Raw genomic sequence first — 25,877 nt, 5'->3', positions numbered from 1 at the left:
TAGCTCATACGACAGATACATATAAAACTACTAGCCCTCACAGAGATGGCTTCGTCGCCGAATTCCGACGAGACGGGGCCGAAAGCGGGCGATGCTGCCGACTCGAGCGGGCTACGTCTCGTAGCTCTCCACGAGCAGTTCGTCGGCGAGCATCGGGATGAACGCCCCGATATCGGTGACCATTCCGATCGCCTGGGCGCTGCCCCGGTCCAACAGTTGGGTGACGGTCGCGGGGTTGATGTCGACGCAGACGGTCTTGGTCGTCGAGGGGAGGCAGTTGCCGACGGCCACGGAGTGCAACAGCGTCGAGAGCATGAGCACGAGGTCGGCCTCCTGGGCCTGCTCGCGGATCGCGTTCTGGGCCTCGATCGAGTCGGTGATCGTGTCAGGCAGCGGGCCGTCGTCGCGGATCGACCCCGCGAGCACGAAGGGGACGTCGTTGGTGACGCACTCGTACATCACGCCCTCGTCGACGACGCCCTCCTCGACGGCCGCCTCGATCCCGCCCAGGCGGGCGATCTCGCTGATCGTGTAGATGTGGTGTTTGTGGCCCTTCCGGGGGTGTTCGAGGCTCTCCGTGTCGACGCCCAGCGAGGTGCCGTACAGATCCCGCTCGAGGTCGTGGACGGCGAAGCCGTTGCCCGCGCTGATCGCGTCGATATAGCCCGCCCGGACGAGGGCCGCCAGCGCGTCCCGCCCGCCCGAGTGGACGATCGCCGGGCCACAGACCGCCAGCACGGTGCCGTCCTCGGCGTTGACCTCGCGCATCTCGTCGGCGATCTCCTCGATCAGCGACGCAGAGGGTCGCTCGCTCGAGACCCCGCCCTGCATGAACCCGAACGAGCCCCCGCCGCCGTTGCGTGGGCGTTCGGGCGGATCGACCCGGATCCCGGTCTCGCCGGTGACGACCAGGTCGCCCTCCTCGATCGCGTTGAGCACCTTCGTTCGGATCCGGACCTCGTCGCCGCGGTCGACGACGAGCGCACAGTCCATCTCGACGTCCTCGACGTCGTGCCACTCGCCGTCGACGCGAACGGCCGTCGGGTGGTTCGTCGTCGAGTAGAAGTCGACCGGGACGATCCCGTCCCCCGGCGCCGCCTCGAGGGTTGCGTCCCGGGGATCGGCCACGGTCGCCCCCTGCTGGTTGAGCTCGTGGAGGATCGCCCGTAGCTCCTCCTCGGTGTCGGCCATCACCCGCAGCCGGCAGTAGGTCTCGGCGTGTTTGTGCCGGCCGACCTCGAACTCCTCGACCTCGAACTCCCCGTCCATATCCATCACGGCGCCGAAACAGGCGCCCATCGTCCCCGAGTCGATGATATGCCCCTCGAGCTCCACGGTTCGCGCGACTGTCATTGTCCCCTCGTTGGCGAGCGGGGACCGTCAATCTGTGCGTCTCGACTCGCGGATACGGGCGGATCGTCCCGGAATCAAGCTATATAGGCCTCCAGGACGTACGGTACCGTATGGCATCCACACTCGGCCAGTCGCGGTGTCGACGCTGCGGGTTCGAAGCGCCGGGCGGCGACGACGCCTGGGTTCGACTCGAGGTTCCGAAGCTCGGTCGGATGACCCAGTGTCCGGACTGTGGCAGCACCGACGTCATGACCCACCGGTAGGGGAGACAGACTCTTGCCCGTCAGGATCCTATCGGGTTCCATGAGCAACGAACCCGACGTGCCGACCGACGACCGGGAGTGGCGCGAGGAACTCACCGACGAGCAGTACCGCATCCTCCGGGAGGCCGGCACCGAGGCGCCGTTCAGCGGCGAGTACGTCGACCACAAGGCAGACGGCAGCTACGCCTGCGTCGGCTGTGGCGCCACCCTGTTCGACTCCGAGACGAAGTTCGACTCCGGCTGTGGCTGGCCGAGCTTCTCGGACGTCGACGACGACCGCGTCGAGACCCGCCCCGACACCAGCCACGGGATGCGCCGCACCGAGGTTCTATGTGCGAACTGCGGAGGTCACCTCGGGCACGTCTTCGACGACGGCCCCGAACCGACGGGGAAACGGTACTGCATCAACTCGGCGGTCCTCGAGTTCGACGGCAAGTAACCCGATCGGCCCGCTTCGGGGCTCGGCCGACGCCGCGACGCGAATGCAGGCACTACCCTTTTCGAACGCACGCGCCCACCTCCGTCCATGTCGAGCGAGCGCCCCACCGCCGAGGAGCTGCGACAGGGACTGACCGTCGAGATCGTCCAGGAGGACCAGGACGTCCACTCCGAGGACACCGAGCCGCTGATCGGCGAGGTCGGCACCGTCTACGAGGACACCCCCGACGGGCCCCGCGTCGAGCTGCAAAACGGCGTCGTCGGCCACGTCCAGTCGGTCGTCCACGACGAGTAGCTCTCGACGCTATTTTACCCCGGGCCGCTCGAGTTCGTCTCGAGTAGTCGATGAGAAGATCACGCTGGCTCGAGGTCGGCCGTCGCGTCGTCGCCGTCGCCAGGGAACGACAGATCAGCGTCAAGTCGGCGGGACTGGCCTACCACGCGTTCAACACGCTGGTCCCGCTCGTTATTCTCGTGCTCGTCGGCGCGGCGCTCGTCGACGCCCTCGAGCCGATCCTCACGGGGGTCGCCGAGACGTTCGGCCTCGGGAGCGTGCTGGCCGACGCGGCGATCGAGGAGATCGCGGGGGGACGCGGCGGTCGGCGCCGAGCGGCCCTGCTCGCGCTCGCGATCCTGTTGTGGAGCGCGGCCCGTTCGTTTCAGGCCATAAACAGCGCGTTTACCGGGATCTACGGCTCCCGGGAGCGCCAGTCGTACGTGGGAAGCGTCGCGACCGTGACCCTCGTGACCGCGCTCAACGCGTCGCTCGCGACGGTCACGATCGCGCTGGGGGTCGTGCTCGTCGGGGTCGTCGGGATCAGCCTCCCGATCCGGGCGGGCGGACTGCTCGCGGCGGTCGGGAGCGCGGTCGGGCTCCTCGTCGCGCTCCCGCTGGTCTTTCTCCCGATGTACTACCTCTTCCCCCAGACCGACGTCTCGGTGCGGGAGGTGGTTCCGGGAACGGCGTTCACCGCCCTCGCCTGGGCGGCGCTGGCGGTCGGCTTCCGGCTCTACGTCGCGAGTTCGGAGAGCGTCGCGCTGTTCGGGATCGCCGGCGCCGTCCTGTTGATCCTGAGCTGGGTCTACCTGGGCGCGCTCTGCCTGCTGCTCGGGGCCGTCATCAACGCGGTGCTGGCCGACCGCGTCGCCGCCGACGAGGAGTGGCTCCCGCCGGCGGAGCTCGAGGTCACCGACGACTGACCCCGCTTTCGACCGACAGCCTCCCGCGCTCGCGACGATCGCCGACGGCGACCGTCCACCCGTGGTCGCCCGGGCCGAACCGGTCGCTCGCGTAGCTCGCGTACGCCTCGACTTCCTCGCCGGGCGCCAGTTCCAGGGGCTCGAGTTCGTCGACCAGGCAGGCGATCTCGAGGACGATCGGCGCCGACGCCGTTCCGTCGCCGCAGTTCCGGACGATGAGCAGGAACTCGACGCGCCCGTCCGTCGCCGAGACCGAGTTCGGCGCCGAGACGGACAGCCCGAGGGCGGACGCGGCGGTATCGTCTCCGCCGGTTTCGTCGTCGGCCTCGTCAGTTCGCTCGCCGTCGGCCGTCCCTCCGACGTCCGCGCTGCTACCGCTCGAGTCCGCGTCGACTCCCTCGCCGGGGCCGACGGCTCCGACCACGCCGCCGATCGACGCGAACCCGACCGCGATTACGCCCCGTCGATACGGCTCTATCATACGCAAAACATCTCAACTACAGTATATCAGTATCCGGTTAATATGGACGATTAGGACTGATAGAACAATTTACAGAGATATGTTACCGAACTTCGACTCGGTTTCGCTTCGCCGAACCGGGTGAAACGTCGTGAAACGGACGAAACGTCGTGAAACGAGGCCGTCTCGAATCGTTCCCGCGCTATCGGTCGGTTCCGCGAACCGCGGCGTGTATCGTCCGCGCTCGCTGCGCACCGATCCCCTCGAGCGCCTCGAGGTCGGCGACGCTGGCCTCGAGCAGGTCGGCCACTGACGGGTAGGCGTCGTACAGCGTCGCCGCGAGTTCGGGTCCGATCCCCTCGATGCAGCTGTACATCCGCTTGGTGGTCGGTTCGTTGCGGCTCGGCACCGAGCCGACGGGCAGCGCACGACTCGACGGAGCCTCGGTGTGTTTTCGCCCGAGTCGGACCGCGAAGTCGACGAGCCGTCGGCGGTCGGTACACGGGATCACCGGGACCCCGTAACGGGCCGTGATCGAGGCCATCGAGCCTCGGATCGCTGTCGGCTCGACGCTCGTCCGCAGCGACTCGAACGCCGAGACGTCCCCCTCGAGGAGGACGTAGGCGTGGTCGTAGCGCTCGGCCAGGCGCTCGAGCTGGTCGTACAGATCCGGCCCCGAACGGCTCATGACGCCGTTGACGTAGTCTCGTGGAGTCTTTCGCTCGAGGCCGACCGGGCCGACGACGAGATCGCCCGCGGGAAGGCGTTCGACGGCGGTCTCGGCGACGTCGGGGTGGCCCCGAACGGCCTCGACGACGGCGGCGGGCTCCCGGTCGTCGACGGTAACCGCGACGCACATGGACGTCCGTACGGGCTCGGTCGGTGAACGAGTGTCGGTTCGCCGCGCGGTCGATCGATACGTTCTCACGGGACGGGGACGAAGGGACGGCGAATGGATTCCGCACGGATCCGCGACGATCGCCGACTGCTCGTCGTCGAGGCCGAGGCCGCGAGCCGGCTCGCGGACGCCGTCTGCGACCTCGAGTCGGCCGAGAGCCGCGCTGTCGCGAGCGTCGACGCCGCGCTCGAGGCGCTCTCGGAGACCGGGATCGACTGCGTCGTCGCCGCCCGGGAGCTCGAGGACGGAACCGGACTCGAGCTGCTAGAGCGGATCCGGGAGGAGGATCCGGCGTTACCGGTCGTCCTCGCTCCCGAGACGGGCGACGAGAGTCTCGCGAGCGACGCGGTCGCCGCGGGGGTCACCGAGTACCTCCCCCGCGAGCGGCTGGCCGAGCTCGCGGACGCGGTCGACCGCGCGATCACGGCGGAGGCGGCCGGGCGAGCCGACCGGGAGCGAGCCCGGCAGTTCGAGTCGATCTTCGCGGACCCGGACGCCTACTCGTGGATCCTCACGCCCGACGGGCGGATCCGACGAACCAACCCGGTCGCGCGCGAGGCCCTCGAGGCGACCGCGGACGCGCTCGAGGGACGCTCGTTCTCGAGGCTTTCCTGGTGGGACGGAGCCGACGCCGATCCGATCCGCGAGGCGGTCGACCGGGCCGCGGCGGGAACGATCGCCCACCGGGAGCTCGAGGTCGTCATCGACCCGGAGCGGGACTCGGAACCGCGAACACTCGACGTGACGGTCCGGCCCGTCCGGGACGCCGACGGCGGCGTCGTCTCGCTGCTGGCCCGCGCGGTCGACGTCACCGAGCGGGTCCGCCTCGAGACCGAGCTCCGCGAGTCCGAGCAGCTCCACCGGGTGACGCTCAACAACATGACCGACACCGTCCTCATCACCGACGACGAGGGCGCGTTCACCTACGTCTGTCCGAACGTCCACTTCATCTTCGGCTACACCGACGACGAGATCCGCGAGATGGGGACGATCGACGAACTGCTGGGGCCAGAGCTGTTCGATCGCGAGGAGCTCGCCGCCGAGGGCGTGCTGACCAACATCGAGCGCACCGCCACCGACAAGGCGGGGCGGGAACACACCCTGCTGGTCAACGTCCGCGAGGTGTCGATTCAGGGCGGAACCGTCCTCTACAGCTGTCGGGACGTCACCGCGCGAAAGCGCCGCGAGGAGGCGCTGACGGCGCTGCACGGCACCGCCCGCGAGCTGCTCTACGCCGAGACCGACCGCGAGATCGCCGACCGCATCGTCGCGGACGCCACCGACGTCCTCGGCCTCGAGGCCAGCGCGGCGCTGCGGTTCGACACCGACGAGAACGTGTTACGGCCCGTCGCGTCCTCGCCCGGGATGGATCGGCTGCACGGCCCGCTCCCGGCCAGGCGCGCCAACGACGACACGATCTCCGGGCGAGTCTTCCTCGAGGGCGAACCCCGCTTTTTCGCCGACGTCCGCGAGTCGCCGACGCTGTCGGATCCGACCACGGCGCTGCGGACCGCCGGGTTCGTGCCGCTTGGCGACCACGGCGTCTTCCTCGTCGGCTCGCCCGAGGTCGACGCCGTCGACGAGGTGACCAGGGAGGTAACCGAGTTGCTCGCGGCGACCGCCGAAGCCGCGCTCGATCGGGTCGAGCGCGAGCGGCGCCTGCGCGACCGCGACCGCGAACTCAAGCGTCGGAACCGCCAGCTCACACGCCTCAACCGGATGAACGAGATCATCCGCGAGATCGACGCCGCCCTGGTCCGGGCCGAAACCCGCGAGGAGATCGAGCGTGCAGTCTGCGAGCGACTCACCGCAGCCGAGCGGTTCGCGTTCGCCTGGATCGGTACCGTCGACGCCGCCGGCGATGCCCTTGAGTCGGCCGCCCACGACGGCAGCGCGCGGGGACGGGAGTACCTCGACAGCGTCTCGCTGTCGCTGACCGAGGCGACCGAGCCTGCGGCGCGGACGGCGACGACCCGCGAGGTAACGGTCGTTTCGAACGTCGTCGACGACCTCCGCGACGAGCCCTGGCGGCGAGCCGCGCTGTCGCGGGACTACCAGTCGGCGATCGCGGTCCCGCTGTCCTACGACGAGTTCGCCTACGGCGTGCTGGCGGTCTACGCCGACCGCCCCGACGCCTTCGACGACACCACCCGCGCGGTGCTGGCGGAGCTGGGCGAGACGATCGCCTCCGCGATCGCCGCCGTCGAGCGCAAGCGGGCGCTGCTGTCGGACTCGCGGACCCGCCTCGAGTTCGACGTCGCCGACGAGGAGTTCGCCTTCGCGCGGCTCGCCCGCCATCTCGACTGCGTGCTGTCGTTCGACGGCGGCGTCCGCCAGCACGAGGGGACGGTGGCGGTGTTCGTCACCGTCGACGGCGCTCCCGCGGCCGACGTCGCGGCCGCCGCAGCCGAGCTCGTCGCGGTCGAGAACGCTCGGCTCATCGGCGACGAGGACGGGTCGACGGTGCTGCTCGAGTTCTCGCGACCGTTCCTGGCGCCGCGGCTCGCGGACCACGGGATGACCCTGCGCCGGCTCGAGGCCACCCCCGAGACCACCCGCCTGGTCGTCGACGTCCCCAGCAGCGTCGACCCCGCCGCGGGCACCGACGTCGTCGAGAGCGCCTTCGCGGACGTCGAGCTCCGCTCGAAGCGACGCGTCGAGCGGACGGCGCCGCGGGACCTGCGGGCCGACCTGCTCGAGCGCCTGACCGACCGTCAGCTCGAGGTCGTCCAGATGGCCTACTACGGGGGGTACTTCGAGTCGCCCCGCGAGCGCTCCGGCGAGGAGATCGCCGACGCGCTGGGAATCTCGCCTGCGGCGTTCTACCGCCACGTGCGACGCGTCCAGCGGACCCTCTTCTCGGTGATCCTCGAGGAGATCGGACTTCCGTCGGCGTCCGGGGTTGAATAGTGAACCCCGATTCGAGGGCGAGGCTAGTTATCTGACGGACACGTTGAACCTAGTATCCCTATTATTGTTCATACACGGCGACAGCTTCCCCGAACCGCTCGTCGTCCCCCACCATGAAAGACGTCAAACTCGACCCGAGCGAGGAATCGACATACGAGTGTTTCGACTGCGGGACCGTCGTCGTCAGCGCGACGGCGCCCGGCAGCTGTCCCAACTGCGGCGCGGACATGCGAAACCGCGCCACGCCGCTCGAGTAACTCCCCCGCGACCGAAGCCGCGACCGTTCCTCGCTGCGAGCACCCCCCGGCCGAATCCGTCCGCGCCGGTGGCTACTCCCCGCGGCCCTCGAGGTACGCGACCGCTTCCTCGTCGGCGACCTGCCCGAACTCCCGGTAGAACTGTCCGACCGCCCGGAAGGTCTCGGGGGCGAGCAGCGCGATCACCGCGTCGGCCTCGGACTCGAGGGCGGCGACGGTGTCGGGCGCGCCGACCGGCACCGCGAGGACGACCCGTTCGGCGCCGGCCTCGCGGACCTGCCGGAGGCAGGCGATCGCGGTCGCCCCGGTCGCGACGCCGTCGTCGACGACGACGACCCGTTTTCCCGCGAGATCGGGCACGGCGTCGCCCGATCGGTACCGGTCGGCCTTCTCGCGGGCGTTCTCGCTCTCCCGTCGACGGACGTCCTCGAGGTACGACTCCGAGACGCCCAGCCGATCGACGAGGTCGTCGTTCAGCCAGACGCTGCCGTCGCTCGCGACGGCGCCGATCGCCAGTTCGGGGTTCGACGGCGCGCCCAGCTTTCGGGCCACGACGACGTCCAGGTCGGCCTCGAGCGCGTCCGCGACGGGCCGGGCCACCGGTAATGCGCCGCGGGGGATCCCGAGGACCACGTCGGCGTCGATCCCCCGATCCGCGAGTTCGGCTGCGAGTCGATCGCCCGCGTCGGTTCGGTTCGCGAACATGGGCGTCGTACGACGTCCACCTACTACGTTGTTACCGCTGACCGGAGAGCGCTTGCCGAACGGCTACCCCGACCGCCGACGAAGCGGTACGTATGGGACGACTCCAGCGAACGCTTTCGAACATCAGCGAGGAGTCCGGGATCGACAGCGGCCGCGTCGGCGTCGTCGGCGGGGGCGTCGACTACCCGAATCAGCCCGCGCTCGTCGGGCGGGCCGCGCTCCGAACCGGATCCGACCACGTCCGGGCCGTCGTCACCGAGGAGATCTACGAGATCGTCGCGGGCCACGACCCGAACCTGCTCGCCAGCAAGTACGAGGGCGAACGCTTCGACGCGGTCGCCGTCGAGCGCGCCGTCGAGGTCAGTGAGTGGGCCGACGCGATGGTGATCGGGCCGGGGCTCGCCGACGCCAAACCCGGCGCAATCCGCGAGGCGGTCGATCGGTTCGAGGTCCCGACCGTCGTCGACGCCATCGCGATCGATCCCTCGCTCGAGGCCGACCTCTCGAGGGCGGTACTGACGCCGAACGAGGCGGAAGAGGAGCGGATCTACCGGGAGTACGACTCGCTGAGCGAGTTCACGGACGAGACCGACGCGGTGATCACGCTCACCGGCGGCACCGACGAGATCGTCGCCAGGGGTGACCGAATGGAAAACGACACCGGAACGTCGGCGCTGACCGTCGCCGGGACGGGCGACACGCTGGCGGGGATCACCGCCTCGCTGCTGGGCCAAGGGATGGACCGCGAGGACGCCGCCGAACTCGCCGCGTGGATCCTCGGCAAGAGCGGCGAACTCGCGACCGCGAAGATGGGTCCCGGGGTCCTCGCGACCGACGTCATCGACGAGATCCCGGCTACGATTCGCTGACCGATCCGCCCCGGAAGCAGCTTTTTGTCGCCCCGCGTTCGACTCGAAGGCGTATGCTCGACTCGAGCCCGCAACGGGAACTCGGAGGGATCGACCACCCGTTCGTCGCGGCCGTCTACGATACCGCCGTTCCGGATCGGCTGCTGTTCGGGACCCACCGGGAGTACCTGACCGCGGACCTCTCGGGTCGGGTGCTCGACGTCGGGGCCGGGACGGGGGCGAACTTCCCGTACGTCGCCGACGGAAGCGACGGTATCGACTACCGTGCGATCGAGCCCGATCCCCACATGCGCCGACAGGCGGCCGAGAAGGCCCGCGAGGTCGGCTGCGAGGTCTCCCTGCGGGACGCGCGGGCGGAGTTGCTTCCCTACCCCGACGACAGCGTCGACGTCGTCCTCTCGAGTCTGGTCTTCTGTACCATCGCCGACCCCGACCGCGCCCTCGAGGAGGTCGCCCGCGTGCTGAAACCGGGCGGCGAGTTGCGCTTCCTCGAGCACGTCCGCGCCGACGGCTGGCGGGCGACGGGCCAGGAGCTGCTGAACCCTCTCTGGAGTCGCGCTGCGGGCGGCTGCCAGCTTACCCGGGACACCGTCGAGCGGTTCGTCTGCCACGACGCCTTCGCCGTCGAGGAGATCGAGCGCACCGCGGTCGGGATCTTTCCCGCGACGCCGATCGTCCGCGGACGGCTCCGGCGGCGTCGCGACGGGAGCCGGGGCTGAGGTCGGGCCAGCTTTATTGGGACGGAACTCCCCGGTCAAGCTATGTCCGACGACAGGCTGCGGATGACGCCGGGACCCACCGCGGTACCCGAGGCCGTCCGACAGGCGATGGGGGAGCCGACGCCGAACCCGGACCTCGAGCCCGAGTTCTTCGAGTTCTACCGCGGGCTGACCGACAAGCTCGAGCGGGTCTACCGGGCCGGCGACGGGACGGACGGCGACAGGGACGTCGTGGTCCTCGGCGGGGAGGGGATCCTCGGGCTCGAGGCTGCGGTCGCCTCGCTGGTCGGTCCCGGGGATCGCGTGCTCTGTCTTTCGAACGGGATCTACGGCGACGGGTTCACCGACTTCGTCGAGAACTACGGCGGCGAGGCGGTCGTCAGCGAAGTGCCCTGGCGGGAACCGCTCGACGGCAACGTCGTCGCGGACGTCCTCGACAGGCACGGCGAGTTCGACGTCGCGACGATGGTCCACTGCGAGACGCCGACCGGGTCGCTGAACGACCTCGAGGGGATCCTCGACGTTCTCGGAGATCACGACGTGCTCTCGATCGTCGACGCGGTCTCCTCGCTGGGCGGGACCCCGGTGCCGACCGGGAAGATCGACGTCTGTCTCGGCGCGAGCCAGAAGTGTCTCAGCGCGCCGCCGGGGCTGGCCACCTGCGCCGTCAGTGACCGCGCCTGGAAGCGCATGGAGTCGGTCAACAACCCCTCGCTGTACGCCGACCTCGGCCCCTGGCGAACGGCGGCTGAGGAGGAGTGGTTCCCGTACACACACCTCTCGTCGAACCTCTACGGACTCGACGCCGCCGTCGACCTGCTGCTCGAGGAGGGCCTCGAGGACGTCTTCGCGCGCCACGAGGCGGCCGCGAGGCGGTGTCGCGAGCGCGCCGCGGCGCTGGGCCTCGAGCCGTACCCGACCGACGAGGCCGCCTGCTCGCCGACCGTCACCGCCCTCGCGGTCGAGGGGCGAGCGACCGACCTCCAGCGGGCGGTCCTCGAAGAACAGGACGTCCTGCTGGCGACGGGACTGGGCGACCTCGAGGACGACATCCTTCGGATCGGCCACATGGGGCACAACGCTCGGGTCGACCGCGTCGACCGGGCGATGGACGCCCTCGAGGCGGTGCTGTCCTGACGGCGGATTCCGGGCTCGAGGCTACCCGGAGCCTGCAGGTGGAACCGTTTCTTGTGCGTCGACGCTACATCGACGCATGGACGAACCCGACAGGGAGCCAACCGAGAAGACGACCGACGACAGGCGGGAAGCCGAGCGGGAGACGAAGTGGATGGCCCGCAACTGGATCGGCGTCGCCGTCGTGTCGATCCTCGCCTTGCTCGTGCTCGTCGTCGGGATGATGCAGGCGACGGGACTGGTCGACGTCCTCGCGCCGATCGCCGACTCCGGAACCGGACAGTGGGCCGCCTTCGGCGTGCTCGCGCTCGTCGTGCTCGCACTGGCCGGCTGGAGCTGGCGCGCAATCGTGAGCTAGCGACCGCCGACTCCCTCTCGAACCCACCCTCGCCCGGCCGTGCCGTCCCGTGACACGCCGACTCCGGACAGAAACCCGTTTAGGCGTCGACGAACCAGACAGCCCAATGAGTTACCGGATCGGGCTGGTCGGCAAACCCTCCGTCGGCAAGTCCAGCTTTTTCAACGCGGCGACGATGAACGACGTCCCTGAGGGGGCCTACCCGTTCACGACCATCGATCCCAGCGTCGGCGAGGCGTACGTTCGCGTCGACTGCGCCGCCCCGGAGTTCGACGAGGAGTGTACGCCGTCGGTCGGCTACTGCGACGACGGGACGCGGTTCGTCCCGACGAAGCTCGTCGACGTCGCCGGGTTGATCCCCGGCGCCCACGAGGGCGCGGGGCTGGGCAACCAGTTCCTGACCGACCTCAACGAGACCGACGTGCTCGTCCACGTCGTCGACTTCTCCGGCAAGACCGACCTCGAGGGCGAACCCACCGAGGGCCACGACCCCCGAAAGGACATCGACTTCCTCGAGACGGAACTCGACCAGTGGTACCTCGGCATCCTCGAGAAGGGGATCAACAGGTACGAGTCCGGATACACGACCGAGGACGACGCCGTCGAGGAGGAACTCGCCGAACAGATGAGCGCGTTCAAGACGAACGAGGACGAGATCAAGCGCCTGATCCGCAGAGTCGGACTCGGCTTCGAGCCCGCCGAGTGGGACGCCGACGACAGGCTCGCCCTCGCCCGCGAGATCCGCACCGAGACCAAGCCGATGCTGATCGCGGCGAACAAGATGGACACGCCGGAGGCCCAGGAGAACTACGCGGAGATCACCAGCGATCCCGACTACGACCACCTGACGATCGTCCCCTGCAGCGCCCACGCCGAGCGCGCGCTCAAGTCCGCGGACAAAGCCGGCGTCGTCGACTACCGGCCCGGCGACGACGACTTCACCATCACGGGCGACGTCTCGAGCGAGCAGGAGCAGGGTCTCGAGGAGATCCGCGAGTTCCTCGAGCGCTACGGCGCGACGGGCGTCCAGGCCGCCCTCGAGAGCGCGCTGTTCGACGTCCTCGGCGTCGTCCCCGTCTTTCCGGGCGGCGCCAACGGCCTGGGCAACGAGCGCGGCGAGGTGCTGCCCGACTGCTACCTGATCCCGCCCGGATCGACCGCCGAGGACTTCGCCTACAGCCTCCACTCCGACATCGGCGACGGCTTCCTCCACGCCATCGACTGTCGGTCGAACCGCCAGGTCGGCAAGGACTACGCCGTCGAGGACAGGGACGTCCTCGAGGTTATCACGACGAACTGACGGGAACGACTAGCGACGGCCCCAGGCGACCCGGTCCCCGACCGAGCCGATCCGGTCGGCGAGCCCCGAGAGCCAGGCACCCGGCGAGAGTCGCCTGAGTTCGCGTTCGTCGACCTCGATGCGGGCCTCACGGTACGGATCGTGCTCGGCCCGCTCCCCGTCGTCGCGGTCGGCGTTGGCCGCCTCGACGGCGACCGAGACCCCGCAGCGACCGCAGGACTCGCGTTTCTTGGCCATACGCGGGACACGTCCCCGAGCGACTAAAGCGTACCCGCCGACGCGTGCCGACGAGTTTTTGGCCCCGCCGTGGTATCTCCAACCATGGATACCGACGGGCCGCCAGAACCCGACCTCGAGGAGCCGTCGGGCGACGGTCCCGCGAACGTCCCCGACTGGGACGACGAGTACGTCGATCGGGTGAGCGATCGGCTCATGCACAACTACGACCTCGAGAAGGCGTACCGGGTCGACGGCGAGCGCTTCGCGCTGTACGGTCGGATGGAACTGCGCAGCCAGAAGCACTTCCTCCACCCCTCGATCTCGATCGGCGAGCACGGCTCGACCGAGCACCTGTTCGTGCGACGGGTCGACCGCGTCGACGAGCGGGCGCTCGACCGGTTCGTCGAGCTGGGCGAGCGCCTGGCCGACAAGTGGATCGACACCGACGAGGAGCACTTCTCGACGGATTTTACGTTCGTCGCCGTCGCGCCCGCGATCCCCGGTTCGATCCGCGAGCGCGTCGCCGGCTTCGACGGCCGAACCCTCCTGAAGTACGGCTACAACGGCCACTACGAGATCAACCTGATCGTCGTCGCGCCCGACGAGGAGGAGCTGGTCGCCAGCGAGAACGCCGACGTCGCGGCCGCCTTCCGGCTCTGGGAGCCGATCGAACGCGAGGAGCCGAGTTTTCTCGACCTGGTCGCGAGACGGCTCCAGCTGTAGTCGAGCAGCCCGAACACCGCCGGTTTCGTCGGGAGATCCGACTCGGACGCGTCTCGAGCCCGCCTCGGATCGGCGGCGAAAAGGCGTCGTCGCCGCGGTCGAAACCGCGAGTTCCGGCCGCGGTCAGTCGTCGTCGGAACCGACGTCGGTCGTGAGTCCGTCACCCGTTCTCCGGGCCGTCGTCATGTTGTCGTAGCCGATCTTGAACAGCGAGAGCGCCAGTCCGATCAGGACGGCGATGATGATCAGCTGGACGACCGCCGAGGCCTGACCGAGCAGCCCGGTCTCGGCGTCGGCGGTGATTCCGAGCAGTCGACCGCCGAGGATCTGGTAGAGCCCGGTCCAGAGGAGGCCGATCGTCGTGATAAAGCCCATCAGCGCCATCGGTCCGCCGGTCGAGATCAGCTGTTTGGACCTGTCCCAGTTCGCCAGCCAGATGGTGCCCGTAAGCAGCGCCAGCGACGCCAGCAGCTGGTTCGCACCGCCGAACAGCGTCCAGAGGTCCTCCCACCGACCGCTGGCCAGCAGGAAGAACGCGACGACGGCGATGACCGACGTGTTAACGTAGCGGTTCGCCGCGAACGACTCGACCTGCGTCTCCGGTGTGCCGACGATCTCCTCGAGCATATACCGACCCAGTCGGACGGCCGTGTCCATGCTCGTCAGCAGGAAGCTCGCGAGCACGAGCGCCATGAAGGGCGCGGCGTACTCGAAGGGGATCCCGAGGGCGGTGAGGATCGCCCCGCCGCCGGTCGCGAAGTTCGGCAGCGCGAGCCCGATACCGCCCGTGGCCGCCGGGATGGCGACGACCGTCACCGCACAGAGCGCGACCGCGGCCAGCAGTCCCTCCGCGAGCATGCCGCCGTAGCCGATCAGCTTGGCGTCGGTTTCCTTGTTCAGCTGCTTGGCCGTCGTTCCCGAGGACACCAGCGAGTGGAAGCCGCTGATGGTCCCGCAGGCGATGGTCAGGAACAACAGCGGGAACAGCGGCATGAGCGGGAGGTCAGCCGCGAGGGGACCGCTCGCTCCGAAGAAGCCGTACCAGGCCCCGGTCGTCATATCGAAGCTCAGTTGCGCGCCGGTTTCGGGGTGGACCGCGTCGGTACCCATCCCGGTGACGAACGTACCGACGATAACCGCGAGCAGACTCCCGCCGACTCCGGTATAGAGGAGGAACGACGAGAGGTAGTCGCGGGGCTGCAACAGCATCCAGACGGGGAGGACGCTGGCTGCGGCGCCGTAGACGAGCATCACCAGCACCCACGCGCCGATGTTCGCGCTCTCGAGCAGTTCAGGGAAGAACAGCGCCGAGTCGAACAGCACGATCGTTCCGGCGGGGTAGTCGCCGGGAACGATCGCGAGCGGGTACTGGATGCCGGCCCAGACCGACGCGAACACGCCCGCGACGAAGACGACCGTTCCGACCGAGAACGGCAGCCCGAGCTGGTAGAGCCAGACTCCGAAGACGAACGCGAGCGTGACGTACAGCAGGCTCGCGGTCGCCGCCGACGGGTACGCGTTCAACACGACCCCGATGACCAGCGCGAACACCGCCACCACGAGGATCGTCAGCAGGAACGCGAACCACAGCAGCATGTTCTTCCCGCGCTCGCCGACGTACTCGCCGATGATGTACCCGATCGACTTCCCCTCGTGTCGCAGGCTGCTCGACAGCGAGACGAAGTCGTGAACCGCACCCAGCAGCGGGTTGCCGATCGCGACCCACAGCACCGCCGGAACCCACCCCCAGACCAGCGCGGCGGTGATCGGTCCGACGACGGGCGCGCCGCCCGCGATACTCGAATAGTGATGCCCCAACAGCACCGGCTTCTTCGCCGGCACGTACTCCTGTCCGTCTCGATACTTGTGCGCCGGCGTCTCCCGACTGTCGTCGAGCCCCACGAACTGCGACAGGTACCGCCCGTACCCGACGTACGCGACGGTAAACGTCGCCAGCACCAGCGCCACGATCCAGATTACACCTACCATGATATCCTCTCTCGAACGGGTGGTCGTACGGAGTGACTATAAATATAATTCATTGCGTTCAGAGAGCGCGGATCGTAGACAAATTTCGGCGCGGTTATTGAGTATTTTTGCCGAAGATGGTGAGAAATCCGACACGTGGACACCGAGCCCCCCTCTCGACCCGGTCCCGGCGAGCCGCGGCCCGCCTCAGTCGGTCCGCGCGCGCCCGCCCGCCTCCGACTCGAGATCGAGGTCGCTCGCGACGTCCTCGAGCAGGCTCCCACGGACCTCCTCGACGCGGGTCTCGATGGTCGCCGCCACGGGCGCGTCGAGTTCGCGCTCGATGCGCTCGAGGCGCTCGCGCTCGGTCGCCACCCGCTGGCGGAGGTAGCGCGCGCCTCGTCCCTCCTCGTGGGGCTCGGGCTCGGGCGTCAGTCGGTTGACCACCAGCCCGCGGACCGGCAGCTCCGCCTCGGCGAGGGTCTCGAGCGAGCGCTCGGTCTCCCGGATCGAGAGCTCGTCGGGGTTCATCACCAGGTAGAACGCGGCGTTCCCGCGCAGCGTCTCGCCCGCGAACTCGAAGCGCTCCTTGCGCTCCTGGAGTCGGGCGAGGATCGGATCGCCGTCCATCACGCGTCGGGGCTCCCGGTTGCCGATCGCGGCCTTCTCGTAGCGATCGATGCTGCGCTCGCGTTTGTCCACCAGCCGCGCGATCCAGCCCTCGAGCAGTTCCGGCAGCGCGAGCAGTCGCAGCGTCGACCCCGTCGGCGAGGTGTCGAAGACGACCCGATCGTACGGCTCGGCCGACCGCATCACGTCGACGAACCGGTCGAACAGCGCCGCCTCGTAGGCCCCCGGGGTCTGGTGGGCCATCTCGAGTTGCACGTCGACCTCGTTGACCATCGCGGCCGACAGCTGGGCGTTCAGCTGGCGTTTCAGCCCCTGGAGGTGGTCCTGGACCTCCGCTTCGGGGTCGATCTCGAGCGCCGAGAGCCCGTCGTACCCCTCTACCGGACGGGGCTCGTCGCCGAACTCCTGGTCGAAGACGTCGGCCGTGCTGTGGGCCGGGTCCGTCGAGACGACCAGCGTCTCGAGCCCGTCCTCGACGCAGTTCAGGGCGTACGCGCTCGAGACGGTCGTCTTGCCAACCCCGCCCTTCCCGCCGAAGAAGACGAACTCGGTCATCAGAAGTGGTACTGGTGGCCCTTCCGTTCGATCACCGACCCCCGGTCCCACAGGCGTCGCTGCCAGGCCTCGTACTCGTCCTCGAGGTAGGGCAGCAACTCGGCCGTGTAGTACGACACCGGGCTCGGGATCCCGAAGGCATCGGGGAAACACGCCAGCATGAACGCGTCCTCGAGGTCCTCGGCCTCGGCCTCAATCTTCTCGTAGGCCGGGTGGCTGATCATCCCGTGGTAGAGTCCCCGGAGCCACTCCTCGAGAGTTTCCCGAAACCGCTCGATCCGGTCGGCGAGTGTCATTATCGATGGTGCTCGGCGCTCGAGCCTAAAAGGTGTCGTGCTCCCATCCTCGAGCCGACGCACCTTAGTCGTCGAGTACCAACACACCCGTATGTCAGCGATCCCCGTCACCGTCCTCTCGGGCGGCCTCGGCGCCGGCAAGACGACGCTGCTCAACCACCTGCTTCGCAACGCCGGCGACCGCGAGCTCGCGGTCCTGGTCAACGACATGGGGGAAGTCAACGTCGACGCCGAGCTCGTCGCCGAGGGGTCGGACCTCGACGCCGGCGGCGTCGCCGAGCTCTCCAACGGCTGTATCTGCTGTGAGCTGCAGGACGACCTCGAGACGGCGGTCGTCCGCCTGGCCCGCGAGCGGGAGTTCGATCACCTGCTCGTCGAGTCCTCGGGGATCTCCGAGCCCGAGCCCGTCGCCCGGCTCTTTACGACCAGCTCGCGGGTCGCGGCCCGCTACGAGCTCGACGCGCTGGTGACGGTGCTCGACACCCGACGCTTCCTCGACACCTTCGCGGGCGAGGACGTCCCCGAACGCCGCACCGACCCTGACGAGGCCGACCGCCCGCTCTCGGACCTGCTGATCGAACAGCTCGAGGTCGCGAACCTCGTCCTCCTCAACAAGGCCGACCTCTGTGAGCCCGACGAGCTCGAGGAGGCCGAGGCGCTGGTTCGGGCGCTCCGTCCCGACGCCGAGTTGTGCAAAACGGAGTTCAGCGCGATCGATCCCGACGAACTGCTCGGGATCGACCTGTTCGATCCCGGCCAGCTTGGGGAAGGCGCGGGGTGGCAGCGCGCGCTCGAGGACGACGACGGCGGGGCCGAGAGCAGGAGAGCCGAAGCCGGGGACCCCAGCCGGGATCACGACGGGCACGGACACGATCACGACGGGAACCACCACGACCACCGCCACCCCGACGAGGTCTACGGCGTCGACTCGATCACCGTCCGGGAACGGCGCCCGGTCCACCCCGAGCGCTTCGCCGCCTTTCTCCGGGAGCTGCCCGCGAACGTCGTCCGCTCGAAGGGGGTCGCGTGGATCGCCGGCAGCGACGCGAGGGTAGATATCTCCCAGGCCGGGCCCTCCGTTCGGGCGACGAGCGACGGCCCTTGGATCGCCGCGCTGCCGGAGGTACAACGGGACCTCTACCGGTCGAACCGCCCCGACCTCGAGTGGCACGACGAGCACGGCGACCGCCGGACCGAGCTCGTGTTCATCGGGACCGACCTCGAGGGCGAACCGCTGCGCTCGCGGCTCCGGGACTGTCTGGTCACCGACGAAGAGTGGGAGCGGGCGGAAGCGCTCGAGGACCTCTTCCCCGGCGAGGACGACGAGGCCGTCGTTCTTCGGGAACCGTAGAACACGTCGAGTGTCATCTCAGGGACGCTAAAACCGTCAGCCGTCGCCTCGAGGGCTCTAGAACGCGTCGGCCATCGCCTCGAGCGCCCGCTCGAGTTCGCCCGTGCGCTTCCAGGCGGCGATCCGGTCGCCGAAGGGCAGCGGGACCGCGAGCGAGACCGACGACCGAAACCGGACCTCGGTGCCGTCCTCGCGCTCGTCGAACTCGAGCCACGTCTCCATGTGCTCGAACGGTCCCTGCTCGCCCTCCTGGGTGTAGTACAGCGCGTCCTCGCGGTACTCGAACCGCAGCGGGAGCGACATGCCGGGCCCGCTGGCGACGACGACCGTCGCGTCGCCGTCCTCGCGGACGTCCGCGACGGTGAAACTCCCCTCGGCCTTGACGATCGCCGGCGGATCGAACCGCGAGGAGAGCTCGACCGCCGTCGCGTCGATCCGTCGAGAGACCGTGACTTCCCGCATGGGTGTGTCGTTCGCGGGCATCGCCATAAGTGTCGGCCCCGGCGGCCGACGGAAACGGCTAAGTGAGCCACGTTCCCGTACTCCGGTATGGCCGACCCCGACGCCGACCGGGACGGGTTCCGCGAGGGACTCGAGTCCTCCGGCGGAGACCCGCGCGTGCTGCTCGTTCTCAACGCGGTGCTGTCGCTGCTGTTCGGCTGGACGATCGTCGCGGGCGCGGCGGTCGTCGGGCTGGTCGAGGTCGGGCCCGCGACCGTGCTCGCGGTCGCGGCCGGACTGTTCGTGCTCGCGCTCGTGATGACGCGGCCGTAGCCGGCTCGAGGCGGGACGGGATCGAGCCGACAGGTACTCACGGTCCCGGCCACACTGTGACAACGAATGCGGAACGCGCTCGCGTCCTACCGACCGACGAAGCCCGAACTCGCCGTCTTCGTCTCGGGAATCACCAGCATGGGGCTCGAGATCCTCGCGGTGCGGATCGTCGCGCCGCAGTTCGGCAGCCACATCTACACCGTCGGCGGCATCCTGACGGTCCTGCTCGCCGCGTTGAGCCTCGGCTACTGGCAGGGCGGCAAGCGGGCGGCGCGGGCGACCGTTCGAGAGATGGTCTGGCTCATGCTCGCGACCGCGGTGTACGTCGCCGCGGTGGTCTACGCCGACGAGTTGCTGTTGTCGTACACGTCGATGCTCGCGCTCCCGCCCAGGTACGCCTCGCTGCCGGCCGTCGTCATCCTCTTCGGGCCGCCGACGTACCTGCTGGGGTTCATTAGCCCCTACGCGGCCGAACTCTCCCGGAAGCGCGGGGTCGGCGAGGCCTCTGGCCACGTCTACGCGCTCGGGACGATCGGGAGCATCCTCGGTTCGGGCGCGACGACGTTCGTGCTCATCCCCGCTCTGAGCATCACCCAGATCGGGGTGGCGTTCGGGCTGATACTGGTCGCGACGGCGGTCGCGCTCACGCTGCCGTCGCCACCCCGCAGGCCGACCGTCGCCAGCGTCGCCGTCGTTGCGTTGCTCGTCGTCGCCGCCAGCGGGACCCCCGCCGCGCTCGACCACCGCGGCGACGTCGTCTACGAGACCGAAACCGCCGTCCAGCAGCTCGAGGTGGTCGACGACGGCGACGTCCGGACGATGTACCTCGACGGCGCCCGCCACAGCGCGACGGACCTCGAGGACCCCGATCGCCACGTCTTCGCCTACACGGAGTACTTCCACCTGCCGATGCTGATGGCCGACGATCCCGACGAGGTCGAGGACGTCCTCTTCATCGGCGGGGGCGGGTACACCGGCCCGCAGGACTTCCAGCGCCACTACGACGTCGATGTCGACGTCGTCGAGATCGACCCCGAAGTCACCGCAGCGGCCGAGGAGTACTTCGGGCTCGAGCACGGCGAGAACATGACCAGCCACGCCGAGGACGGTCGACAGTTCCTGCAAAACGCCGACGAGGAGTACGACGTGATCGTCCTCGACGCCTACAAGAAAGACCAGGTGCCGTTTCACCTGACCACCGAGGAGTTCATGCAGTTGGCCGCGGATCGGCTGAGCGACGACGGCGTGTTGCTCGCAAACGTCATCGCGGCACCCGAGGGATCGGGCTCGGAGTTCTACCGCGCCGAGCACGCGACCGCCGAGCAGGTGTTTCCGCAGGTCTACGGCTTCCGGACCTCGGACTCCGACGCCGTCCAGAACGTCCAGCTCGTCGCGACGAAAGACGACGAACGGCTCACCCGCGAGGAGCTCGAGCGGCGCAACCACGAGCGCGACCTCGGGGTCGACCTGAGCGACGAGCTCCGGAATCGGCTGGACGACCCCGAGACCGACGACGTCCCCGTCCTGCGCGACGACCGGGCGCCGGTCGACACCCTACTGGATCCGATGTTCGGCCAGCGCTACGTCATCGAGGAGACCGAGGACTCGGAGCCGACGACGGCGAATCCAGCGATCGTCGCGGGAGCGGGGTAGACGTCGACTCCGAGAACGCGGTGGAAGAAGGATAGGGCTCGAGCCCGTCGGTCCGCTATGGACGCCGAAACGACGGAGGTCGAGTTCCTCGTCATCGGTTCGGGATCCGGACTGGACGTGGCCAACGCCGCCGCCAACCGGGGCCAGTCGGTCGCGGTCGTCGAGAAGGGACCGCTCGGTGGCACGTGCCTCAACCGCGGTTGCATCCCCTCGAAGCAGCTGTTGTACCGCGCCGAGGTGATGGAGACCGTCGCGCGCGCCGACGAGTTCGGCATCCGCGCCGACGTGACCGACGTCGACTTCGCCGGTATCGTCCGCGAGGTTACCGAGGACGTCTCGGAGAGCGCCGACTCGATCCGCAACGGGCTCGGCGCTTCCGACCAGCACGCGCTGCTCGAGGGGGAGGGTCGGTTCGTCGACGATCGCACGGTCGAGGTCGTCGACGGCCCCGACGCGGGCAGGCGCGCGCGGGCCGACACGGTCCTGATCGCGGCCGGAACGCGGCCCTGGATCCCGCCGATCGACGGCATCGAGGACGTCGACTACCTCACCAGCACGGAGGCGCTGCAGCTCGAGACGCCGCCCGAGCGCCTGGTCGTCGTCGGCGGGGGCTACATCGCGGCCGAGCTCGCCCACTTCTTCGGCACCTTCGGGAGCGACGTCTCGATCGTCGGCCGCCGTCGGCACCTGCTGCCGGACGCCGACGGGGAGGTCGCGGCCGCGTTCACCGAGCGCTACGCCGACCGGTTCGACGTCTACGCGGGGTACGAAGCCGTCGCCGCGTCGCAAGCCGACGGCGAGGTGACCGTCGAGGCCCGACCGTACCCCCCGGCGTGGAACGACGCATCCGATCGCGAACCCGTCTCCGTCACCGGCGACGCCCTGCTCGTCGCCGCGGGTCGGCAACCGAACACGGACCTGCTGAACCTCGAGGCGACGGGCGTCGAGACCGACGCCGCGGGGTTCGTCGAGACCGACGAGTACCTGCGGACGACCGCGGATGGGGTCTGGGCGCTCGGCGACATCGTCGGCGAGTACCTGCTGAAACACAACGCGAACCACGAGGCCCGGACCGTCGCCCGGAACCTGTTCGGCGACGAACTCGAGCCCGTCGACTACACGGCGATGCCGTTCGCCGTGTTCGGTTCGCCGGAAGTGGCCGGCGTCGGCGCTCGAGAGGGCGAGCTCCGGGACGCCGGGCGGGAGTACGCGACGCGGACGTACCGGTACGAGGACACCGCCCGCGGGAAGGCGATGAAGGTCGAGGGGTTCGTCAAGGTGCTGATCGACCCCGACGGGACGATCCTCGGCTGTCACGTCGTCGGCCCGGAGGCGTCGAACCTGATCGAGGAGGTCGTCGTCGCGATGAACGCGGGCACCGGGACGGTGTGGGACATCCGCGAGTCGGTCCACGTCCACCCCGCGCTCTCGGAGGTCGTCGACCGGGCGTTCGCCGGGCAGTTCACCCACCGTGGCGGGGCGGACGACCACGACGGTCAGCATCACCACCACGGTCACCACGAGCACGATCACGACCACGAATGATCGGTCGAGGCGCCGGGGCGTCGCCCCTCGAGTGCCACAAACGATATACAGACCGTTCCCGTTGACGTGACCGATGGCGACGAACTCGGAGACGGCGTCGCGACGGGCGAAGCTCGGACTGGCCGGGCTGGCGAGTCTCTGCTGTCTCGGCCCCGGAGCGACCGCGGTCTCGGGCGGCGCCCTCGCGTACGGGCTGGCCGCCGGCGGCGCCCAGCTGCTCGTCACCGCGCTCGCGCTGGGCGTCATCGGACTCGTCGTTCGGCGTCGGAACTGTTCGACCTGTAGCGACTAGCGATGCTGTCGCGCAAACTCGAGATCTCTCGAGCGGCGCGAATCGACTCCGAGTTCGGCGACGCCCGCGTCCGCAGCGTCGAGGGACGACCGGCTGTGGCTCTCGTCGTGGGCGAACGAGAGGCGGTAGCGTTTGTAGGGGTTCGGCGAAAGACCGTCCGCGCCAGCGCATCCCCGCCGCGAACGCACGGAACCCTCCACCTCGAGGACGGCCACCTCGGTTCGCGCCTCGCCGCGGTCCGAACTCCACGCTACCGTCCCAGCACGGTCGAGTTCACTCGCACACGAGGACGTCGTTTTCGATCGGTTCGACGGCGCCGATCCGACCGTCCGGATCCACTTCGGCGAGGTCCCGAACGGCGACGATCGGCCCGTCGTACTCCCGTGCGATCAGTTCCATCTCTCGCTCGATCTCCGTCTCGTCGGTCTGACTGAGGTGGGAGAGCACGAGCGTCCCGACGTCGGCGGCGCTCGCGCTCGCGCCGATATCCGTCGCGTAGGCGTGCAGATCCGTCTTTGGTTCGTCGGGATCGACGTGGGCGTCCACGATGCGGTTGTGGACGAGCACGTCCGTCCCGTCCGCGAGCCGCCGGAGGTTGTCGGTCTCGAGGGACGTGTCGCCGCTGAACGTGATCGACCGTCCTCGACAGGTGAATCGGTAGGCGAGCGCCGGAATCGCCCCGTGTGTCTGGGGGATCGCCTCGACGGTGACGCCCTCGTCGCGCACGCAGGCGATTTCGTCGTCCTCGCCGACCGTCGCGTCGATCTCGGTCGGCTCGACCTCCAGCTCGCCGTCGGTGTAGCGCTCGACGAACGGCTCGAGGTAGTTGTACGCGCCCGTTTCGGGATCGAACAGCCGCGAGAGGAAGGTCTCGGTTCCGGGAAGGTCGTCGGTTCCGGTCGGACCGTAGATCGGGAGGGAGCGGTCGCGACCCTGCTGGTAGCTGGCCTTGACGACCGCCGGGAGAGCCGCGGTGTGGTCGATGTGGAGGTGTCCGAGGAAGACCCCGTCGAGGGCGGTGAGATCGACGCCGGCCTCGCCGAGTCGCGCCCCGACGCCGCCGCCGGCGTCGAGCAGAAACGTCGGCTCGCCGTCGACGTGAACGACGTGGCCGGCGTTCGCGCGGCCGTTCTGGAACGAGGACGCCCCGGAGCCGAGGACGGTGACCGAAATCCCGTCCGATCGACTCCGATCCGACGAGGTCGAACGTTCCGCGGTCGACGACTCCGTGCCGCTCGCTACTCCCGCGATCGCGCCGGTTCCGGACGCGATCCCGGTCAGCTTCACGACCGTTCGGCGTTCCAGATTCATCGGGTCGACGTCCAACCCGCCGTTCAATAAAAACGCGAGTCGATATTCTATATCAGAAAACGAATTAGTCACTTCACTGACCGGAAGACGGGTCGATACGAGTGAAACGAGCGGACTCGGACGAGCGAGCGGTCGTCGACTTCGTCCCCTCGGGTCGGCCGAAATCCGATCCCGTCATCCGTCCGTTCCCGGCGCGATTGCACACCGCTCAGGGTGTCCCGCCCGTCCCAGAAAGAACACCAGGAGGACGAGCCCGCCGAGCTGTAGCAACGTCCCGTCGTAGGGCAGCAGCGTCAGCGCGCCAGCGAATCCCAGAAAGCCGAGCAGCCCGGCGCCACAGCTCGCACAGCCAGACGCGAGGAGACCGGGAACCACGCCGGAGATGTCGGTCAGGCTTGAGAGCCCGACCAGGCGGAGCTGCGCGGCGGCGTTGACGACCGCGACACCCGTCAACAGGGCGTAGAGGCCGATGATCGCGAGTCCCGAGAGGCCGTCGGTACGGTAGATCGTCTCGGTCAGCGAGACGAGGACGTCGTCGAACCAGTGGAGCCCGTCGCCGAGCATCTGCAGCGTGAACTCGGGCATCGTGCTGCCGACGAGCAGGACGTACGTGGCGAACCCGACGAGGACCAGCCCGGCAGTTCCCGGCCAGCTCTCGAAGGGGTAGGTCATCGATTCGGTGAGATTTCGGGCGAAGCCGGCGACACGGCTGCGCGGGCTCACCGCTCGCTCACTCCGTTTCCGGCTCGGACGGCCGTGGAGACTCGCCCCGGGATCGCCGATCGGATCTCGCTCGAGTGCACGGACGAACCGACGGGCGCCGTCGGCAAATCACCGACCCCGTTTTACAGGCTCAGTAAATCGGCGGATCCGTTACGGCCCGACGGTTCGAACGTCGGCCGTACCGAATGAGTCTCGACCAGCCGTCCCGTCGCGCCCTACTGGCCGGTACCGTCGTCGCTGCCGGCGGCGGCGGGGCCTACTTACCTCGCGCGCGACGACGGAAACGACGACGAGCACGACCGTTCGTTGACCCTCCACGCGAGCGACGAGACGACGTCGTTCGGCATCGACCTGACCGGGAAACCGATCGTTGGATCGCCGGACGCGGCGCTGGATATCTACTACTGGACCGACTTCCAGTGTCCGTTCTGCGCGGAGTTCGAACGAGAGACGTTTCCCGAACTCGTCAGGGACCACGTCGAACCCGGGCGGGTTCGAATCGTCTGTATCCCGCTGCCGTACTTCGGCTCGGATTCGATGACCGCCGCGGTCGCCTCGCGGTGCGCGTGGGCACAGGTCCGCGACGACGACTCGTCGGCCTACTGGAACTGGCACGCGGCGGTCTTCGACGAACAGGGCGAGAAGGAGTCAGAGTGGGCCGACGCCGACGCACTCCTCGAGTACACGCGCTCGGTCGATTCCGTCGACGCGGACGACCTCGAGACCTGTCTCGAGGAGCGAGGCGACGAGTTCGAGTCCTCGGTCGAGGGCGACGCCGAGCAGGCTCGCTCGTTCGGAATCTCGGGTACGCCGACGTTCGCCGTCTTCGATCCCGATACCGAGAGAGCCGGAACGCTCGTCGGAGCCCAACCGCCCGAGCGCTTCGACGAAGCCATCGAGCGAATCCAATCGACGGAAGAACGATAGTCCCTTGCGGCTAGCGGTACCGTCTCGTATCGAGCCCGCTCTCTCG

General features: G+C 68.8%; 28 protein-coding genes and 1 pseudogene. 18 read left to right on the top strand and 11 right to left on the bottom strand.

The window, feature by feature from the left end; translation table 11 throughout:
• Positions 1 to 111: 111 nt before the first annotated feature.
• Positions 112 to 1,353, bottom strand: coding sequence for a TIGR00300 family protein (locus GWG54_RS13185; protein ID WP_167938213.1), 1,242 nt, complete (start codon positions 1,351 to 1,353; stop codon positions 112 to 114).
• Between the two features lie 110 nt (positions 1,354 to 1,463).
• Here GWG54_RS13185 and GWG54_RS13180 point away from each other — a divergent pair, with 110 nt between their 5' ends.
• From GWG54_RS13180 to GWG54_RS13165, 4 genes are all read left to right on the top strand, one after another.
• Positions 1,464 to 1,616, top strand: a complete 153-nt coding sequence (locus tag GWG54_RS13180; protein ID WP_008423759.1) for a hypothetical protein — start codon at positions 1,464 to 1,466, stop codon at positions 1,614 to 1,616.
• A 40-nt stretch (positions 1,617 to 1,656) separates the two neighbouring features.
• Positions 1,657 to 2,055 (top strand): peptide-methionine (R)-S-oxide reductase MsrB, encoded by a 399-nt coding sequence (msrB, locus tag GWG54_RS13175; RefSeq protein ID WP_167938212.1) that lies wholly within the window; start codon positions 1,657 to 1,659, stop codon positions 2,053 to 2,055.
• Between the two features lie 87 nt (positions 2,056 to 2,142).
• A complete protein-coding gene (locus GWG54_RS13170; RefSeq protein WP_167938211.1) occupies positions 2,143 to 2,349 on the top strand; it encodes a YwbE family protein in 207 nt (68 codons plus the stop codon).
• A gap of 50 nt (positions 2,350 to 2,399) precedes the next feature.
• Complete coding sequence (locus tag GWG54_RS13165) at positions 2,400 to 3,254, top strand: YihY/virulence factor BrkB family protein (protein ID WP_167938210.1); 855 nt, start codon at positions 2,400 to 2,402, stop codon at positions 3,252 to 3,254.
• On the opposite strand, the gene GWG54_RS13160 is transcribed toward GWG54_RS13165, so the two are convergent.
• Entirely contained in the window at positions 3,241 to 3,735 is a 495-nt protein-coding gene (locus tag GWG54_RS13160; protein ID WP_167938209.1) for a hypothetical protein, read from the bottom strand. The genes GWG54_RS13165 and GWG54_RS13160 overlap by 14 nt on opposite strands.
• A gap of 181 nt (positions 3,736 to 3,916) precedes the next feature.
• Positions 3,917 to 4,573, bottom strand: a complete 657-nt coding sequence (locus GWG54_RS13155) for an ERCC4 domain-containing protein (RefSeq protein WP_167938208.1) — start codon at positions 4,571 to 4,573, stop codon at positions 3,917 to 3,919.
• A 93-nt stretch (positions 4,574 to 4,666) separates the two neighbouring features.
• On the opposite strand from GWG54_RS13155, the gene GWG54_RS13150 reads away from it, so the two are divergent.
• Both GWG54_RS13150 and GWG54_RS13145 read left to right on the top strand, forming a co-directional pair.
• On the top strand, positions 4,667 to 7,522 hold the full coding sequence (locus tag GWG54_RS13150; RefSeq protein ID WP_167938207.1) for a bacterio-opsin activator domain-containing protein: 2,856 nt from the start codon (positions 4,667 to 4,669) through the stop codon (positions 7,520 to 7,522).
• Positions 7,523 to 7,635: 113 nt separating this feature from the next.
• Complete coding sequence (locus tag GWG54_RS13145) at positions 7,636 to 7,779, top strand: rubrerythrin-like domain-containing protein (protein ID WP_167938206.1); 144 nt, start codon at positions 7,636 to 7,638, stop codon at positions 7,777 to 7,779.
• Between the two features lie 72 nt (positions 7,780 to 7,851).
• On the opposite strand, the gene GWG54_RS13140 is transcribed toward GWG54_RS13145, so the two are convergent.
• Positions 7,852 to 8,484: a phosphoribosyltransferase gene (locus tag GWG54_RS13140; protein ID WP_167938205.1), complete on the bottom strand. Its 633-nt coding sequence runs from the start codon at positions 8,482 to 8,484 to the stop codon at positions 7,852 to 7,854.
• Positions 8,485 to 8,576: 92 nt separating this feature from the next.
• On the opposite strand from GWG54_RS13140, the gene GWG54_RS13135 reads away from it, so the two are divergent.
• From GWG54_RS13135 to GWG54_RS13115, 5 genes are all read left to right on the top strand, one after another.
• Positions 8,577 to 9,353 carry an NAD(P)H-hydrate dehydratase gene (locus tag GWG54_RS13135; RefSeq protein ID WP_167938204.1) on the top strand — a complete coding sequence of 259 codons (777 nt, stop codon included), beginning with the start codon at positions 8,577 to 8,579 and terminating at the stop codon, positions 9,351 to 9,353.
• A gap of 53 nt (positions 9,354 to 9,406) precedes the next feature.
• Positions 9,407 to 10,072, top strand: a complete 666-nt coding sequence (locus tag GWG54_RS13130) for a class I SAM-dependent methyltransferase (RefSeq protein ID WP_167938203.1) — start codon at positions 9,407 to 9,409, stop codon at positions 10,070 to 10,072.
• A 42-nt stretch (positions 10,073 to 10,114) separates the two neighbouring features.
• The gene (locus GWG54_RS13125; RefSeq protein WP_167938202.1) at positions 10,115 to 11,209 is read left to right on the top strand and encodes an alanine--glyoxylate aminotransferase family protein; all 1,095 of its coding nucleotides are present in this window, start codon (positions 10,115 to 10,117) and stop codon (positions 11,207 to 11,209) included.
• 76 nt (positions 11,210 to 11,285) lie between these two features.
• Positions 11,286 to 11,564 carry a hypothetical protein gene (locus GWG54_RS13120; protein WP_167938201.1) on the top strand — a complete coding sequence of 93 codons (279 nt, stop codon included), beginning with the start codon at positions 11,286 to 11,288 and terminating at the stop codon, positions 11,562 to 11,564.
• 106 nt (positions 11,565 to 11,670) lie between these two features.
• Complete coding sequence (locus tag GWG54_RS13115) at positions 11,671 to 12,864, top strand: redox-regulated ATPase YchF (protein WP_167938200.1); 1,194 nt, start codon at positions 11,671 to 11,673, stop codon at positions 12,862 to 12,864.
• Between the two features lie 9 nt (positions 12,865 to 12,873).
• On the opposite strand, the gene GWG54_RS13110 is transcribed toward GWG54_RS13115, so the two are convergent.
• Entirely contained in the window at positions 12,874 to 13,101 is a 228-nt protein-coding gene (locus GWG54_RS13110) for a hypothetical protein (protein WP_167938199.1), read from the bottom strand.
• An 84-nt stretch (positions 13,102 to 13,185) separates the two neighbouring features.
• On the opposite strand from GWG54_RS13110, the gene GWG54_RS13105 reads away from it, so the two are divergent.
• Positions 13,186 to 13,806 (top strand): hypothetical protein, encoded by a 621-nt coding sequence (locus GWG54_RS13105; protein ID WP_167938198.1) that lies wholly within the window; start codon positions 13,186 to 13,188, stop codon positions 13,804 to 13,806.
• Between the two features lie 123 nt (positions 13,807 to 13,929).
• Here GWG54_RS13105 and GWG54_RS13100 read toward each other — a convergent pair whose 3' ends face one another.
• The 3 genes from GWG54_RS13100 to GWG54_RS13090 form a co-directional block, all read right to left on the bottom strand.
• Complete coding sequence (locus GWG54_RS13100; protein ID WP_167938197.1) at positions 13,930 to 15,795, bottom strand: carbon starvation protein A; 1,866 nt, start codon at positions 15,793 to 15,795, stop codon at positions 13,930 to 13,932.
• Between the two features lie 186 nt (positions 15,796 to 15,981).
• Entirely contained in the window at positions 15,982 to 16,959 is a 978-nt protein-coding gene (locus GWG54_RS13095) for a TRC40/GET3/ArsA family transport-energizing ATPase (RefSeq protein WP_167938196.1), read from the bottom strand.
• Positions 16,959 to 17,255: a hypothetical protein gene (locus tag GWG54_RS13090; protein WP_167938195.1), complete on the bottom strand. Its 297-nt coding sequence runs from the start codon at positions 17,253 to 17,255 to the stop codon at positions 16,959 to 16,961. The genes GWG54_RS13095 and GWG54_RS13090 overlap by 1 nt, the downstream gene beginning before the upstream one ends.
• A gap of 91 nt (positions 17,256 to 17,346) precedes the next feature.
• On the opposite strand from GWG54_RS13090, the gene GWG54_RS13085 reads away from it, so the two are divergent.
• Positions 17,347 to 18,606 (top strand): GTP-binding protein, encoded by a 1,260-nt coding sequence (locus tag GWG54_RS13085; protein ID WP_167938194.1) that lies wholly within the window; start codon positions 17,347 to 17,349, stop codon positions 18,604 to 18,606.
• Positions 18,607 to 18,663: 57 nt separating this feature from the next.
• On the opposite strand, the gene GWG54_RS13080 is transcribed toward GWG54_RS13085, so the two are convergent.
• Entirely contained in the window at positions 18,664 to 19,068 is a 405-nt protein-coding gene (locus tag GWG54_RS13080) for an SRPBCC domain-containing protein (protein WP_167938193.1), read from the bottom strand.
• A gap of 87 nt (positions 19,069 to 19,155) precedes the next feature.
• Between GWG54_RS13080 and GWG54_RS13075 the strand changes: the two genes are divergently transcribed.
• The 4 genes from GWG54_RS13075 (at position 19,156) to GWG54_RS13060 (ending at position 22,870) form a co-directional block, all read left to right on the top strand.
• Positions 19,156 to 19,380 (top strand): hypothetical protein, encoded by a 225-nt coding sequence (locus GWG54_RS13075; protein ID WP_008423719.1) that lies wholly within the window; start codon positions 19,156 to 19,158, stop codon positions 19,378 to 19,380.
• A 66-nt stretch (positions 19,381 to 19,446) separates the two neighbouring features.
• A complete protein-coding gene (locus GWG54_RS13070; protein WP_167938192.1) occupies positions 19,447 to 21,033 on the top strand; it encodes a spermidine synthase in 1,587 nt (528 codons plus the stop codon).
• Between the two features lie 57 nt (positions 21,034 to 21,090).
• Positions 21,091 to 22,578 (top strand): dihydrolipoyl dehydrogenase, encoded by a 1,488-nt coding sequence (locus GWG54_RS13065; RefSeq protein WP_167938191.1) that lies wholly within the window; start codon positions 21,091 to 21,093, stop codon positions 22,576 to 22,578.
• A 73-nt stretch (positions 22,579 to 22,651) separates the two neighbouring features.
• Complete coding sequence (locus GWG54_RS13060; RefSeq protein WP_167938190.1) at positions 22,652 to 22,870, top strand: hypothetical protein; 219 nt, start codon at positions 22,652 to 22,654, stop codon at positions 22,868 to 22,870.
• Positions 22,871 to 23,143: 273 nt separating this feature from the next.
• Here GWG54_RS13060 and GWG54_RS13055 read toward each other — a convergent pair whose 3' ends face one another.
• The gene (locus tag GWG54_RS13055) at positions 23,144 to 24,181 is read right to left on the bottom strand and encodes an MBL fold metallo-hydrolase (RefSeq protein ID WP_167938189.1); all 1,038 of its coding nucleotides are present in this window, start codon (positions 24,179 to 24,181) and stop codon (positions 23,144 to 23,146) included.
• Positions 24,182 to 24,355: 174 nt separating this feature from the next.
• Positions 24,356 to 24,853, bottom strand: coding sequence for a hypothetical protein (locus tag GWG54_RS13050; RefSeq protein WP_167938225.1), 498 nt, complete (start codon positions 24,851 to 24,853; stop codon positions 24,356 to 24,358).
• Between the two features lie 236 nt (positions 24,854 to 25,089).
• Between GWG54_RS13050 and GWG54_RS13045 the strand changes: the two are divergent.
• Positions 25,090 to 25,831 (top strand): annotated as a pseudogene (locus GWG54_RS13045) (DsbA family protein).
• Positions 25,832 to 25,877 lie beyond the last annotated feature (46 nt).

The organism is Natronococcus sp. JC468 (assembly GCF_012163165.1).
GTDB classification, from domain to species: domain Archaea; phylum Halobacteriota; class Halobacteria; order Halobacteriales; family Natrialbaceae; genus Natronococcus; species Natronococcus jeotgali.
Note: the sequence above shows the minus strand (reverse complement) of the source record. Positions and strands in the feature narration are given on the sequence as shown.

Coding starts and splice junctions, on each gene's coding strand:
- GWG54_RS13185 (WP_167938213.1), bottom strand. CDS start 1,353: ATGACAGTCGCGCGAACCGTGGAGCTCGAGGGGCATATCATCGACTCG.
- GWG54_RS13180 (WP_008423759.1), top strand. CDS start 1,464: ATGGCATCCACACTCGGCCAGTCGCGGTGTCGACGCTGCGGGTTCGAA.
- msrB (WP_167938212.1), top strand. CDS start 1,657: ATGAGCAACGAACCCGACGTGCCGACCGACGACCGGGAGTGGCGCGAG.
- GWG54_RS13170 (WP_167938211.1), top strand. CDS start 2,143: ATGTCGAGCGAGCGCCCCACCGCCGAGGAGCTGCGACAGGGACTGACC.
- GWG54_RS13165 (WP_167938210.1), top strand. CDS start 2,400: ATGAGAAGATCACGCTGGCTCGAGGTCGGCCGTCGCGTCGTCGCCGTC.
- GWG54_RS13160 (WP_167938209.1), bottom strand. CDS start 3,735: ATGATAGAGCCGTATCGACGGGGCGTAATCGCGGTCGGGTTCGCGTCG.
- GWG54_RS13155 (WP_167938208.1), bottom strand. CDS start 4,573: ATGTGCGTCGCGGTTACCGTCGACGACCGGGAGCCCGCCGCCGTCGTC.
- GWG54_RS13150 (WP_167938207.1), top strand. CDS start 4,667: ATGGATTCCGCACGGATCCGCGACGATCGCCGACTGCTCGTCGTCGAG.
- GWG54_RS13145 (WP_167938206.1), top strand. CDS start 7,636: ATGAAAGACGTCAAACTCGACCCGAGCGAGGAATCGACATACGAGTGT.
- GWG54_RS13140 (WP_167938205.1), bottom strand. CDS start 8,484: ATGTTCGCGAACCGAACCGACGCGGGCGATCGACTCGCAGCCGAACTC.
- GWG54_RS13135 (WP_167938204.1), top strand. CDS start 8,577: ATGGGACGACTCCAGCGAACGCTTTCGAACATCAGCGAGGAGTCCGGG.
- GWG54_RS13130 (WP_167938203.1), top strand. CDS start 9,407: ATGCTCGACTCGAGCCCGCAACGGGAACTCGGAGGGATCGACCACCCG.
- GWG54_RS13125 (WP_167938202.1), top strand. CDS start 10,115: ATGTCCGACGACAGGCTGCGGATGACGCCGGGACCCACCGCGGTACCC.
- GWG54_RS13120 (WP_167938201.1), top strand. CDS start 11,286: ATGGACGAACCCGACAGGGAGCCAACCGAGAAGACGACCGACGACAGG.
- GWG54_RS13115 (WP_167938200.1), top strand. CDS start 11,671: ATGAGTTACCGGATCGGGCTGGTCGGCAAACCCTCCGTCGGCAAGTCC.
- GWG54_RS13110 (WP_167938199.1), bottom strand. CDS start 13,101: ATGGCCAAGAAACGCGAGTCCTGCGGTCGCTGCGGGGTCTCGGTCGCC.
- GWG54_RS13105 (WP_167938198.1), top strand. CDS start 13,186: ATGGATACCGACGGGCCGCCAGAACCCGACCTCGAGGAGCCGTCGGGC.
- GWG54_RS13100 (WP_167938197.1), bottom strand. CDS start 15,795: ATGGTAGGTGTAATCTGGATCGTGGCGCTGGTGCTGGCGACGTTTACC.
- GWG54_RS13095 (WP_167938196.1), bottom strand. CDS start 16,959: ATGACCGAGTTCGTCTTCTTCGGCGGGAAGGGCGGGGTTGGCAAGACG.
- GWG54_RS13090 (WP_167938195.1), bottom strand. CDS start 17,255: ATGACACTCGCCGACCGGATCGAGCGGTTTCGGGAAACTCTCGAGGAG.
- GWG54_RS13085 (WP_167938194.1), top strand. CDS start 17,347: ATGTCAGCGATCCCCGTCACCGTCCTCTCGGGCGGCCTCGGCGCCGGC.
- GWG54_RS13080 (WP_167938193.1), bottom strand. CDS start 19,068: ATGCGGGAAGTCACGGTCTCTCGACGGATCGACGCGACGGCGGTCGAG.
- GWG54_RS13075 (WP_008423719.1), top strand. CDS start 19,156: ATGGCCGACCCCGACGCCGACCGGGACGGGTTCCGCGAGGGACTCGAG.
- GWG54_RS13070 (WP_167938192.1), top strand. CDS start 19,447: ATGCGGAACGCGCTCGCGTCCTACCGACCGACGAAGCCCGAACTCGCC.
- GWG54_RS13065 (WP_167938191.1), top strand. CDS start 21,091: ATGGACGCCGAAACGACGGAGGTCGAGTTCCTCGTCATCGGTTCGGGA.
- GWG54_RS13060 (WP_167938190.1), top strand. CDS start 22,652: ATGGCGACGAACTCGGAGACGGCGTCGCGACGGGCGAAGCTCGGACTG.
- GWG54_RS13055 (WP_167938189.1), bottom strand. CDS start 24,181: ATGAATCTGGAACGCCGAACGGTCGTGAAGCTGACCGGGATCGCGTCC.
- GWG54_RS13050 (WP_167938225.1), bottom strand. CDS start 24,853: ATGACCTACCCCTTCGAGAGCTGGCCGGGAACTGCCGGGCTGGTCCTC.